The 12,388-nt window shown below is 49.3% G+C and carries 13 protein-coding genes; 3 read left to right on the top strand and 10 right to left on the bottom strand.

Translation table 11 applies throughout. The annotated features are described in order from the left end of the window. Positions 1-13: 13 nt before the first annotated feature. Complete coding sequence (cedA, locus tag OGY71_RS12175) at positions 14-277, bottom strand: cell division activator CedA (protein WP_072025560.1); 264 nt, start codon at positions 275-277, stop codon at positions 14-16. Between the two features lie 192 nt (positions 278-469). Here cedA and katE point away from each other — a divergent pair, with 192 nt between their 5' ends. Further along, complete coding sequence (katE, locus tag OGY71_RS12170) at positions 470-2,728, top strand: catalase HPII (RefSeq protein WP_003832556.1); 2,259 nt, start codon at positions 470-472, stop codon at positions 2,726-2,728. 36 nt (positions 2,729-2,764) lie between these two features. Here the strand turns inward: katE and chbG are convergent, their stop codons facing one another. The 7 genes from chbG to osmE all read right to left on the bottom strand — a co-directional run bounded on the left by chbG (position 2,765) and on the right by osmE (position 8,677). Then, positions 2,765-3,523 carry a chitin disaccharide deacetylase gene (gene chbG, locus OGY71_RS12165; RefSeq protein ID WP_003832554.1) on the bottom strand — a complete coding sequence of 253 codons (759 nt, stop codon included), beginning with the start codon at positions 3,521-3,523 and terminating at the stop codon, positions 2,765-2,767. Positions 3,524-3,535: 12 nt separating this feature from the next. Beyond that, the gene (locus OGY71_RS12160; protein ID WP_032943151.1) at positions 3,536-4,891 is read right to left on the bottom strand and encodes a 6-phospho-beta-glucosidase; all 1,356 of its coding nucleotides are present in this window, start codon (positions 4,889-4,891) and stop codon (positions 3,536-3,538) included. A gap of 124 nt (positions 4,892-5,015) precedes the next feature. Next, positions 5,016-5,858, bottom strand: coding sequence for a transcriptional regulator ChbR (gene chbR / locus OGY71_RS12155; protein WP_085951046.1), 843 nt, complete (start codon positions 5,856-5,858; stop codon positions 5,016-5,018). 10 nt (positions 5,859-5,868) lie between these two features. Then, entirely contained in the window at positions 5,869-6,216 is a 348-nt protein-coding gene (gene chbA / locus OGY71_RS12150; RefSeq protein ID WP_003832549.1) for a PTS N,N'-diacetylchitobiose transporter subunit IIA, read from the bottom strand. Positions 6,217-6,270: 54 nt separating this feature from the next. Beyond that, a complete protein-coding gene (chbC, locus tag OGY71_RS12145; protein ID WP_003030619.1) occupies positions 6,271-7,629 on the bottom strand; it encodes a PTS N,N'-diacetylchitobiose transporter subunit IIC in 1,359 nt (452 codons plus the stop codon). 87 nt (positions 7,630-7,716) lie between these two features. Next, a complete protein-coding gene (gene chbB, locus OGY71_RS12140) occupies positions 7,717-8,037 on the bottom strand; it encodes a PTS N,N'-diacetylchitobiose transporter subunit IIB (protein WP_003832547.1) in 321 nt (106 codons plus the stop codon). 298 nt (positions 8,038-8,335) lie between these two features. Next, a complete protein-coding gene (gene osmE / locus OGY71_RS12135; protein ID WP_003030621.1) occupies positions 8,336-8,677 on the bottom strand; it encodes an osmotically-inducible lipoprotein OsmE in 342 nt (113 codons plus the stop codon). 210 nt (positions 8,678-8,887) lie between these two features. On the opposite strand from osmE, the gene nadE reads away from it, so the two are divergent. Together nadE and cho are read left to right on the top strand one after the other, a co-directional pair. Beyond that, positions 8,888-9,718: an NAD(+) synthase gene (nadE, locus tag OGY71_RS12130; protein WP_003832544.1), complete on the top strand. Its 831-nt coding sequence runs from the start codon at positions 8,888-8,890 to the stop codon at positions 9,716-9,718. Positions 9,719-9,849: 131 nt separating this feature from the next. Then, positions 9,850-10,737 (top strand): excinuclease Cho, encoded by an 888-nt coding sequence (gene cho, locus OGY71_RS12125; RefSeq protein WP_003832542.1) that lies wholly within the window; start codon positions 9,850-9,852, stop codon positions 10,735-10,737. Here cho and ves read toward each other — a convergent pair. Continuing rightward, complete coding sequence (gene ves, locus OGY71_RS12120) at positions 10,697-11,272, bottom strand: environmental stress-induced protein Ves (protein WP_003832539.1); 576 nt, start codon at positions 11,270-11,272, stop codon at positions 10,697-10,699. The two genes, cho and ves, sit on opposite strands and share 41 nt — an antisense overlap. 353 nt (positions 11,273-11,625) lie before the next feature. After that, positions 11,626-12,111 carry an ATP-independent periplasmic protein-refolding chaperone Spy gene (gene spy, locus OGY71_RS12115; protein WP_003832537.1) on the bottom strand — a complete coding sequence of 162 codons (486 nt, stop codon included), beginning with the start codon at positions 12,109-12,111 and terminating at the stop codon, positions 11,626-11,628. Positions 12,112-12,388 lie beyond the last annotated feature (277 nt).

Genomic DNA, 12,388 nt, shown 5'->3' with positions numbered 1-12,388 from the left:
TTTTTTATATCCATTAATCGCTTAGTTCATTTTCCTGGCGAACCTGATTAGCCCAGCGTTGCGCTGATTCCGGGACCGTAAATGCAGGCGAACGTTGAAACGCCTCCCCCATTAAGACAAAAGCGACATATTTTCCGCGCAGTATCCATACGTCACGAAACGCATCCATTTTAACCGCATGCTCTGGTGGCGCGGGCTCCACGCGGGGAACATAGCTGATAACCGGACGATTTTGTTGGCGAAGAGGTTTCATAATCAGTTGCTTCACTAAAGACAAATTCTAAAAATCAGAAAACCGCTATCTTAGCCGATTTTGCCGCCTTGCGTCCTGCCTTGCGTGCGCTGTTTGCCTGGTTCATCGCGCTTTACGTCATCGGCCTGTACCTGCGCCGCTGAGTGAGTGGTCTATAGTTAAAGCTTTTGACAACAACAACGACCCTTTCAGCAATGAAACCAGGAGACGAGTTTAATGTCACAGAATGATAAGCATCCACTCCATCACTCAGCGCCGGTTCATGATGCCAGCGAATCCCAGCCAGGACTTGACTCACTGGCACCCACAGACGGTTCACATCGGTCAACACCTGAACCCACACCGCCAGGTATGCAGCCCACTACGTCCGGCAGTTTAAAAGCGCCAGATATCAAAAGTGACAAACTCAATGCACTGGACAGTTTTCGTAAAGGAAGCGAAGATTTTGCTCTGACAACTAATCAGGGTGTGCGAATCGCAGACGATCAAAACTCTCTGCGCGCAGGTAATCGCGGGCCAACCCTGCTGGAAGACTTTATCCTGCGGGAAAAGATTACCCATTTTGATCATGAACGCATCCCGGAGCGGATTGTACATGCCCGAGGTTCTGCCGCTCATGGTTACTTTCAGTCCTATGCCAACCTGAGTGCGACGACGAAAGCGGACTTTCTAAGTGATGAAAATAAAATCACCCCGGTTTTTGTCCGATTCTCTACCGTTCAGGGCGGCGCAGGCTCTGCGGATACGGTCAGGGATATACGGGGATTTGCGACCAAGTTTTACACTGAAGAGGGTATTTTCGACCTGGTGGGAAACAATACTCCCATCTTCTTTATTCAGGATGCCCATAAATTCCCGGATTTCGTCCATGCGGTTAAACCGGAGCCGCATTGGGCTATCCCGCAGGGCCAAAGCGCCCATGACACCTTCTGGGATTATGTCTCATTACAGCCTGAAACGTTGCACAACGTCATATGGGCAATGTCCGATCGGGCTATTCCGCGCAGCTATCGCACGATGGAAGGCTTCGGTATTCACACATTTCGGTTGATTAATGCGCAAGGGAAAGCCACCTTTGCCCGTTTCCACTGGAAACCGCTGGCAGGCAAAGCCTCGCTGGTATGGGATGAAGCGCAAAAACTTACCGGTCGGGATCCTGACTTTCATCGCCGCGATCTGTGGGAGGCTATCGAAGCGGGCGATTATCCGGAATATGAACTGGGACTACAGCTGATTCCCGAAGAAGATGAATTTAAGTTCGATTTTGACCTGCTCGACCCGACCAAGCTGATCCCGGAAGAGCTGGTTCCGGTGCAACGCGTCGGTAAAATGGTGCTGAACCGCAATCCTGATAATTTCTTCGCCGAAAATGAACAAGTCGCTTTTCATCCCGGACATATCGTCCCTGGCATCGATTTTACTAACGATCCCCTGCTGCAGGGTCGCTTGTTCTCCTATACCGATACCCAAATCAGTCGCCTGGGCGGGCCCAATTTCCATGAAATCCCGATTAATCGCCCGACCTGTCCGTACCATAATTTCCAGCGTGACGGCATGCATCGAATGGACATCGATACCAATCCAGCCAACTATGAACCGAATTCCATCAATGATAACTGGCCGCGTGAAACGCCGCCGGGGCCAAAACGCGGTGGATTTGAGTCGTATCAGGAACGGATTGAAGGAAACAAAATCCGCGAACGTAGCCCCTCTTTTGGCGAATACTATGCGCACCCTCGCCTGTTCTGGCTAAGTCAGACGCCAATTGAACAGCAGCATATTATCGGCGGATTCAGTTTCGAACTCAGTAAGGTTACGCGCCCCTATATTCGGGAAAGAGTGGTCGAACAGTTAGCTCATATTGATACTGCCCTCGCCGAGGCGGTTGCCGATAAACTCGGTTTTAAGCTAACCAAGGAACAGGCCAGCATTGCGCCACCGCCCAACGTCAACGGTTTGAAAAATGCACCGTCACTCAGTTTATATGCAGGTGCGCAAGGTGAGATTAAGGGCCGCGTGGTCGCCATCCTACTTAATGACCAGGTGAAATCGAGCGACCTGCTCGCCATCATGCAAGCCCTACAGGCCAAAGGCGTTCATGCCAAATTGCTCTATTCCCGAATGGGTAAGGTAGTTGCCGATGATGGATCTGCCCTGACGATCGCCGGTACTTTTGCGGGTTCGCCATCCCTGACGGTCGATGCGGTTATCGTTCCATGCGGTAATCTCGCGGACATCATTAAGAACGGTGATGCCCGATATTATTTACTCGAAGCGTATAAGCACTTAAAACCTATCGCCCTGGCCGGCGATGCTCGTCAGTTTAAAGCAACGTTGAATATCAAAAATGAAGGAGAAGAAGGTGTGGTGGAAGCGGACAGTGCAGACGCACAGTTTATGGATACCCTGTTGACACTGATGACCGCACACCGCGTCTGGTCACGTGCCGGAAAAATAGAAACGATTCCCGCCTAAAAAAATGCGGCGCATTAAGCGCCGCAAACTCAGGAATTACACGTTCAGAAAACTGCCAAGACGATAACCGCGCTCCGCAATTGCATATTTCAGTGACGAAGACGTCAGCACGTCGAGCTCAGTTAAGCGGGGGTAACAGTAGGCACTTTGACGAATAATGTCATCGATAAAGGCCGGATGACACATCACTTCCAGCGAAGACTCTCCCCGGTCGACTGACGCATCCAGCGTCTGTAAAAACAGAGCCTCGGAAATCGCTTCGCCGTAAAACTCGCTGCTGAATCCCTGGGAGGTACGTAACGTTTCCGGAAAATCAGACGCCTGAAACACGGTCTGACGATCGATACGCAATGCAATCCCCTTCTGGGCAGCAAACCCGGCTACGATAGGGAAAATTTGCGGGAACATATGCACATGGTGATGGCTATCCAGATGCGTCGGCTCCCGCCCGAACAGGTCAATAAAACGCTGATACTGCGCGGCCAGTTCCAGAGAAATTTCATCCAGCGGCAAAGTATCCTCCTCTGCCATCTGCCAGATCCATTTCCCCAGTAATCCGTCACGGGTAAGGCCCGGCATTGCCGTCAACGGCCTACCCAGCGTCAGAACAAAATGCATTCCGACGGCGAGTGCAGGTATGTCGCGACTCAGCTGTACCGCATGGTCAATCGCCGCACCGTTAACCAATGCCGTTGTCGAGGTGACAACGCCATTACGACAGGCTTCAACAATGCCGTAGTTTTGTCCTTTACTCAGGCCAAAATCATCCGCATTCACAATCAGTACGCGTTCCATAGCCGACCTCAGTTAGTGTTGTTCGCTTTTGAGTTTCTCAATGCACCCGGCGAAGTTTGGCAACCATTTTTCATGCGCCAGGATTAGCTCACGCGCCAGAATCTCGGCATCGCTGTCAGAATGAACCAGCGGACTCAGGTTTAACGCCAGCAGCACATCATTCAGCTCGCCGCTCAATGCCGCATTGCTCGCCGCAACCTCAAAGCCTTTAATGGTGTAGATAAGGCCAAGCACTTTCTCATCAAAATGGGTAATACGCGGGTGCGGCGTAGCACCGTTACGTCCCAGCGTGCAGGTCATCTCAACCGCCCAGTCCGCAGGAATGTTATCAACGTGTCCATGATGTGGAATGTTGACGTAGTGCTCGGTCTGTTTGTCGTTGTAGATGGCGTTGATCACTTCACAGGCCGCATCGGAGTAATACGCACCACCGCGCTGCTCCAGCTCTTTCGGCTTAACGTTTAACTCAGGATTTTTGTAGAGGTCAAACAATTGTTTTTCTACTTTTTGTACTACCTGGGCACGTGCGCCGCCCTTATAGTACTCGCCCATTTCGATCGCCAGCATCTCTTTTGGCTTGAAGTAGTACAGCAAATACGAGCACGGCAGCAGCTTCAGCGAACGAATCAACCCTTCGCTGAACGGCAGGTCGAAAATGTTCTTCACGGTGGAAGCTTTCAGTTGTCCAGAAGCCACGCCGTCCAGCAGTTCATCAAAGCGCGATGTACCGTTCACCAACACGTCTTTAATAAAGACCATGTGGTTCAGACCGAACAGATCGATGGATAAGTCATCACTCTCTTTCAACGCCAGCACATCGCTAATGAACATTTTCATGCCGACAGGAATATTACACACACCGATGAATTTCTTGAAATTCGTGTGGCGATAGACCGCTTCAGTCACCATCCCTGCCGGGTTAGTAAAGTTAATCACCCAGGCATTCGGGCACAGTTCTTCCACATCTTTAATAATATCAAAGATAACTGGAATGGTACGCAGACCTTTGAACAGCCCACCCGCACCGTTGGTTTCCTGTCCCAGATAACCGTGGCTCAGCGGAATGCGTTCATCCTTTTCACGGGCTTTCAGTTGCCCTACGCGCAGTTGGGTGGTAACGAAATCAGCATCTTTCAGTGCTTCACGGCGGTCCAGCGTTTTAAACAACTTCATCGGTACGCCGGCTTTGTCGATCATGCGCTGGCAAAGGTCAAAAATAATGTCCAGCTTCTCTTTTCCACCGTCGACATCAACCAGCCACAACTCAGAAACCGGTAATTCATGATAACGCTTAATAAAGCCTTCAAGTAATTCAGGGGTGTAGCTGCTCCCGCCACCGATAGTGACGACTTTTAATTTCTGGCTCATACTTTCTCCCTTCAGTGTAAAAACACTGACGTGTATTATGCTCAACCCGTTTGTAAGGTATAGCGTGGCTGTCCCGACGCTATTTTGGGCAAGCTATAAAAAATGGGTTATTGGCAAATAATATCTACTGATTAAATTCAGTTAATTTCTTACGGTAGCTATTCGGTGTAAACGACGTCAGCTTTTTAAACGTTTTAATAAACAGGCTTGGACTACTGTAGCCAGACTCGTAAGCAATATCCGTTACAGAATAGTTCGTCATTTCCAGCTGTTTTTTAGCAAAGTTAATGCGGATTTCATTAATAATCTGCATCGGCGTTTTGCTGTAATAACGCTGGGTAGCGCGGGTCAGATACTCCTGGGATTTCGCGGACAGGTGTACCATATTTTCCAGCGCATTCTCGCTAAACTGCCGTTTGTCGTGCATGGTCTCGACAGTGGTTTTAAGCCACTGCGGAATATCATCCAGCACCTGCTCTTCGCGATGATGGCGTAACCGATTTATAATATAGAAGGTGACCACTTCTACAAATTCATCCAGCCCGCTCTCACGAAAGTTCAGTGATGCAATAACCGTTTCAATGTAGGTAAGAAACGAGTTATTTGCCCGGTAGACCTGCGATGCAACGAAACAAAATGGCAGCAGCGGGTGATAGTGCTGTTCAAAAAAACGTTTACTGATGCCGACGTTAAGGATCCTTGTCGCACCAAAATCATAAAAACTCTGGTGGTGCGATCCCAACGGGATAAAGACAAAGTCTCCACGTTCGAGCAGTACGCGTTTACCGTTGATTTCCTGATAATAGCGCCCGGTTAAAACCAGGGTAAATTCATAGTAGTCATGCTGATGCAGCCCGCTGATGCTCTCAGTTTTGTTATAGATGAACACATGGAAATTTTTGCCATTAAACAGCTGCTGTTCATAAACGGTTTTGATTTCCGGTGCGTTAATCTGTAGCTGCATTATGCACTCCTCGCTATTTCAGCTTTTCGTGAAGCTCAATCAGTTCAGTCACCAGCTCACGCGCCAGCATTGATGTCATCAGGTGGTCCTGTGCGTGGACCAGCACCAGGCTAACTTTCATTTTACCTTCGCCCTGATCGCCTTCAATCAATTTCGTTTGCACGAGGTGCGCTTCGTTCAGCGCCAGACGAGACTGGTCCATCATGGTCTTAGCTGACTCGAAATCACCCTGCTTGGCCATTTTGAGTGCGCCGTACGCCAGGCTACGCGCCTGACCGGAGTTGATGATGAGGCCCATCACCACTTCTTCAAGTTCTTCTGCTTCTGACTGCGTGTCGACGATGTTCTCGATATCCAACATACTTTTTTCCTCTGGTTCAGTCCGGCATGACCGTAAAGCCATGCCGGATTAAATTTAGAATTTTAATGCGTTAGCGATATCTTCTTCGCTTTCTTCTTGGTCAATAACGTTCTGCGCTTTGTTGGCTACCACCACGAACGGCAGGTAAACCAGCGTTGCGATACCGAGGTTGAACAGCGCGACCAGCAGAGCAGCGACGCTACCGTTGGTGTTAAAGAACGCGCCCAAACCGGTTGGCATAGTCCACGGTGCAATGTTGGTAATCGGTGGAATAATGCCTGAGTAGTAAGCTGCCAGCGTAATCGCCGCCAGAATCGGTTGCACCAGAATGAACGGGATAAACATCACCGGGTTCATGATGATCGGCAGACCGAACAGGATAGGTTCGTTAATCTGGAACAGACCTGATGGCAGTGCCAGCTTAGCAACCTGACGATAGTCAGGACGACGCGATGCCAGGAAGATAGCGATAATCAGACCCAGCGTTGCCCCACTACCCCCAAGGAAAATATAGGAGTCGAGCATCGGCTTCGCCCAGACGTGGAACGTCTTACCGGCTTCCAGCGCGGCATCTACGGAACCAAACTGTTGGTAGATAGAGATGTTTTCCAGCGCCCATGGCGTCATGATACCGCTGTCCAGCGCAGTCAGCGCCAGTGAACCGTGAATACCGAAGAACCACAGCAGCGGAACAAAAATCACGTAGGCCCAGCCCACCACGCTACCTAACGACGCCAGCGGAGTTGAAATGGAATCCATAATGATCTGGTGGAAGTTCGTACCCCAGGTGTTCAATGCCCAGGCGATGATCCCCATAATGGAGAGGATAAGGAAGCCAGGAATCAGCGCAGAGAAAGAGCGCGATACGGATGTCGGTACGCTATCAGGTAATTTAATGACCCAATTGCGACGAACCACAAAGGTGAACATTTCCGCGACCGCAAGGCCGATAATAATACCGGAAATAATATTGGCACCGCCGAGCCAGTTTGCGCCAACGGCATAGGCTTCACCCACGCTATAAGGCGTTACGGTCATAAACGCGGCGACGGATAACAACCCGGCTGCCAGTGAGTCGACTTTACGTTCTTCTGCCAGCGCCATGCCGATAAAGAACGGTGCCATCAATGACATGATACCCAACGTACCGTTATAGACGTTTCCACCAATGCCTTTCAAGCTATTCAAAGTTTCAATAGTTGAAGCATCAAGTCGAATGCCCATTGAATAAAAAAACGACCCCTCCCCAAAGCTCAGGAAAACGTTATTGATTAATACAAACATGGCCCCTGCGAGGGTTAACGGCATTAAACGAATAAAACCGTTCTTGATTGCATTAACGTGTGGCTGCTTTCCAATTTTTACAGCAAAAGGAAGGAGTACCTTTTCAAGTGAAGCAATAGCGTTACTCATAGAAAAATACCCTTAAATACCGCAATTAATAATTGCGGTGAATGTTAATGAAATAACTCTTTGACGGGAAAAATTAAAATAAAATAATTAATTTGCTGCGGCTTTTTTAATTGCTGCAACAGCAGCCTTAAGCACGCCTAAACCATCGACTTTGCCATACAGCAGCGAGTCAATCACTTCCACAGGCTTGTTGGGTAACAAACGCTGAATTTCGGGCAACATATAAGCAATTTGTGGACCTAATAACACGACATCGGCGACAGGACCTTTTTCTCCGGCCAGCGTTTCAGGAAATGCTTCAATAATAACCGGTACTTCGTATTTTTCGGCCTGAGCACGCATCTTCGAAACCAACAATGAAGTCGACATGCCCGCAGAACAAAACAGATAAATGTGTTTCTTTTCCATTAAAACGATCCTCATGTGCGATTATCTGTCAACCAGACACTCCGCAAGCCATAACCTGCATCCATGCTCTGGGTAACTTGCGTCAGCTAAATTACTTTTTTAGGTGGCTGAAATGAGTATACGGGATTGCACCGGTGGATGGTATTTCCTTGACCAACTAAATTGTCTCTCCTTGACCTGTCGTTATGACCCCCCTCACATTTCGGGTAAATAATTCGCGGCAATAAATAAGATCGTTCGGCACAAAAAAACCGGCACAATGGCCGGTTCTTCTGAATGCTCAGGCAATAAGCAGTTGTTACTTCTTCGCCGCCTGCGGGTCAGTGTCGTACTCTGCGCAGGTCTGGTAACCGGAGTTAATCACATGTCCGGTGTCGTCTAAAGCAACAAAATAGGTTTCAGCTTTACCATCTCGTTGACCCAGGATGTAGGTCTGGCATGTCCCTCGCGCATGAATCATGCTGACTTCAGAAGAAGGTTTACCGGCAATCTGCGCCACCTGCGCCCGGCTCATCCCTTTCTTCACATCTTTCACCACGGGCTGAACAAATTGGTCTTTAGTACGATCGTAGGCCGTACACCCTGCGAGCATAGTCAAAACAGCCGCTGCACTCAGAATTCCTGTTAGGTTCTTGTTCATATTCCGTCCTCTTGTATTTCAGCGTGTTATATAAGCCTGGAGCACAACAACACATTTTTCAAGCAATCAGATGATACTTAGGTCGTTTCGGAAAATTCTATTAAAACAAAATGATGTTAGATCAGGCCTGCATCCCTTGTCGTTTGGGTCCCAACGCGTTAGCTTTAACACATCATTTTTTTGATCATTTCATTTTTCGGAGGGGGTTAAATGACTCTGCAGCAAGAGATAATCCAGGCGCTTGGCGCAAAACCGCAAATTAATGCAGAAGAGGAAATTCGCCGCAGCGTGGATTTCTTGAAATCCTACCTGCAAACGTACCCTTTTCTGAAATCACTGGTATTAGGGATAAGCGGCGGACAGGACTCAACGCTCGCGGGAAAACTTTGCCAGATGGCTATTTCCGAGCTTCGCGAAGAAACGGGGAATGACGCGTTGCAGTTTATTGCCGTACGTCTGCCGTATGGCGTTCAGGCTGATGAACAGGACTGCCAGGATGCCATCGCCTTTATCCAACCTGACCGCGTGCTCACAGTAAATATTAAGGGTGCGGTACTGGCCAGTGAACAGGCCCTGCGTGAAGCGGGTATTGAACTGAGCGATTTTGTCCGTGGCAATGAAAAAGCCCGTGAACGTATGAAGGCCCAGTACAGTATCGCCGGAATGACCAGCGGTGTTGTCGTGGGTACCGATCATGCAGCAGAAGCCATCACCGGATTTTTCACCAAATACGGCGATGGCGGTACTGACATTAACCCTATTTTCCGTCTGAACAAGCGTCAGGGTAAGCAGTTGCTTGCCGCGCTGGGTTGCCCGGAGCATTTATATAAGAAAGCGCCAACCGCCGACCTCGAAGACGATCGCCCTTCTCTGCCGGATGAAGCCGCATTAGGCGTCACCTATGACAACATCGACGATTACCTGGAAGGAAAAACGCTGGCTGCCGACGTCGCGAAAAAAATTGAAGGCTGGTATCTGAAGACCGAACACAAACGTCGCACACCGATTACGGTGTTTGATGACTTCTGGAAAAAAGCGTAATCCTTTTAGTCGCATATTGCCGGATAGCACTGGGATCACCGCTGTCCGGCCCCTCCTCCTGGTCTGATGCCGCTTTTTTAATCGGTTTCAAACTGCTATACTGGATGAATAACCAGCATCCGGAGTGAGAAGTGGTACGGCGTCAATCAGCCCCAAGCCTGACATTTGAGGCAGCGGCAATCTATAAATATCCTGAACACCTGCGTCCATTTTTGAGTGCGCTTCCCACCGCACCAGGCGTCTATCTGTTTCACAGTGAAAGCGACACTATGCCGCTCTACATTGGTAAAAGTGTCAATATTCGCAGCCGCGTGCTGGCACACCTGCGTACCGCGGACGAAGCGGCAATGCTGCGTCAGACCAAACGCATTAGCTGGATTTGTACGGCGGGAGAAATTGGTGCCCTGCTGCTGGAAGCGCGGTTGATCAAAGAACAACAGCCGTTGTTTAACAAACGACTGCGGCGCAATCGTCAGCTTTGCGCCTTGCAGCTTACCGACCGAACTGTTCAGGTTGTCTACGCACGAGATATTGATTTCTCCAATGCACCCAATCTGTTTGGCCTGTTTGCCAATCGTCGCGCAGCGCTACAAGCGTTGCAAAGCCTCGCGGATGAACAACAGCTGTGCTACGGCCTGTTGGGGCTGGAACCCCTGAGTCGCGGGCGCGCCTGTTTTCGCTCCGCGCTTAAACGCTGCGCCGGAGCGTGCTGCGGGAAAGAGAGTCATGAAGCGCATCATTTGCGTCTGTTAGCGGCGCTGGAAAGAGTGAGAGTGATTTGCTGGCCATGGAGCAATGCCATTGCACTGCAGGAAACCGGCGCTGAAATGACACAGTACCATATCATCAACAACTGGCTGTGGCTGGGAGCTGTTTCAACGCTGGATGAAGCGACTACCCTGGCGCGTATGCCAGCAGGGTTTGACCATGATGGCTACAAAATTCTCTGCCGGCCTGTTCTGTCTGGTCAATATGACATTATTGAACTGCATCCGGAGAATGCCCCGGCATCCAGTTAATCTCGCTGAACAGCAATTTTCCCTCGCGTTCCAGCAGTCGTAATGTGTGTTTGCCGTCATGCCAGCTCGCACCCTGGTCGGCCGTCAGCAGTTTATCGCCCAGTTGCCATGCACCACTGATAACAAACACCACGCCGCCGCGTGAACCAAAGGTCGTAAAGGTGCGATCGGCCACTCTGACTTTTGCCTGGCAAACATCTCGTCGGGTCATGATATTAAAATCCATCGACATCTGCCCTTCCGTCAGCTTTGCTTTTACCACCTTGTCACCGGCAAAGGTAAAAGGCTGATGCTGTTTCAGGGTATGCGTAAAGATGTTCGTTTCTTCCAGGGTCACTTCTCCACCTTCCAGCAGAGTAATCACACGTTCTACGCCGGGAAAAAGAGAAAACTCACCGTTTGCTGCAATGGAGGCGATACTCGCCCGCCAGTGAAAATCTCGTGTTGCTGGTGGAAAACAGCAAATCTCACGCGTTTCTCCCGCACCATTCCGCCAGAGGTTAACCGGCATTTTGCGGATATCAAAGTATTCCATCATCCCTCCAGAAAGGAGCAGCATGGCAGCCTGCCGTAAACAGACAGCCATAAATCATCATTATTATGTTCACCCTGCAGATTATTGTTATCGGCAGCAGAGTTGATTTGCCTTAGCGATGAACCCGGCATTTTGCAAAAAAGAATAACGCGCTGATCCAGGTAGAATTTTCGCGGGCTTCAGGAGAATAGCGTGTCGTGCGTCCGGTGCAATAGGCAGAAATGAAAAAACCGCCGATCCTGCCCACATCGTTATACGTGTTGTGGACAAGAGCGGCGGTCTTGAGTTTGGTTTCACACTGTGCGGCAATCAGCGCGACACAGTGTGAATGATTTAGTGTAGACGCTGATCGATTACTCGGCAGCTTCCGGCATTTTACCTTTCTGCGCTGCACGTTCTGTCAGACGCTTCTCAAAATTGGCATTAAACTGCTTTTTCTGTTCCGGGGTCAGAATGTTGTAAATTTTGTTCTGAGTTTCCATATGCGCCAGCATGTTGGCTTTGCGCTGTTCTTCCATTTTCGCAATCTGCGCTTCGGCTTTCGCTTTATCGAAGCTATCGCTGGCGATGATGTCGTGCATTGCACGGCGTTCTTCCAGCGGCGGACGTTTCATCTGATCGCGCTGGCCTTTCATGATTTCGCGGATCTGCTGTTTCTGTGCGTCAGTCAGGTTCAGGTCTTTAAACATCATGTCGTGATGCGGGGCAAATTTGCCGTTGTGATGCATCATCGGTTTAGCATCCGCTGGTGCAGCTGTTGTAGTGTCAGCAGCATGAGCCAGGTTCGCAGCACCCAGCGCCAGAGTAGAGGCAACAAACAGAGCAGTCAGTTTACGCATAATTTCTATCCTTTCTTTCAGTTATTTTTACGACACTCATGCGACTCTTATGCAATGTGATGTCGTGTTGACGAGATTAACTTTACCGGCTTAAGCGTCAATTAATCAGAGCAACGGTAAAACAGTGAAAGTGTAAAAAACAAACTTTCATCAATTATGAAGAAAAAAAGAATAAATTGCGGAGAGTTGCAATAAAAAATTACAACAGGATGATTTTGAACGGATTATGAAGAACTATACCTGAACCCTGTTTATTAAGAAAGCAATTCACCAGGAA

The organism is Citrobacter sp. Cpo109 (assembly GCF_030332565.1).
Taxonomy (GTDB): domain Bacteria; phylum Pseudomonadota; class Gammaproteobacteria; order Enterobacterales; family Enterobacteriaceae; genus Citrobacter; species Citrobacter portucalensis.
The sequence above is the reverse complement of the archived record's forward strand: the minus strand, read 5'-3'. Positions and strand labels throughout refer to the sequence as shown.

Coding starts and splice junctions, on each gene's coding strand:
- katE (WP_003832556.1), top strand. CDS start 470: ATGTCACAGAATGATAAGCATCCACTCCATCACTCAGCGCCGGTTCAT.
- chbG (WP_003832554.1), bottom strand. CDS start 3,523: ATGGAACGCGTACTGATTGTGAATGCGGATGATTTTGGCCTGAGTAAA.
- OGY71_RS12160 (WP_032943151.1), bottom strand. CDS start 4,891: ATGAGCCAGAAATTAAAAGTCGTCACTATCGGTGGCGGGAGCAGCTAC.
- chbA (WP_003832549.1), bottom strand. CDS start 6,216: ATGTTGGATATCGAGAACATCGTCGACACGCAGTCAGAAGCAGAAGAA.
- chbC (WP_003030619.1), bottom strand. CDS start 7,629: ATGAGTAACGCTATTGCTTCACTTGAAAAGGTACTCCTTCCTTTTGCT.
- chbB (WP_003832547.1), bottom strand. CDS start 8,037: ATGGAAAAGAAACACATTTATCTGTTTTGTTCTGCGGGCATGTCGACT.
- osmE (WP_003030621.1), bottom strand. CDS start 8,677: ATGAACAAGAACCTAACAGGAATTCTGAGTGCAGCGGCTGTTTTGACT.
- nadE (WP_003832544.1), top strand. CDS start 8,888: ATGACTCTGCAGCAAGAGATAATCCAGGCGCTTGGCGCAAAACCGCAA.
- ves (WP_003832539.1), bottom strand. CDS start 11,272: ATGGAATACTTTGATATCCGCAAAATGCCGGTTAACCTCTGGCGGAAT.
- spy (WP_003832537.1), bottom strand. CDS start 12,111: ATGCGTAAACTGACTGCTCTGTTTGTTGCCTCTACTCTGGCGCTGGGT.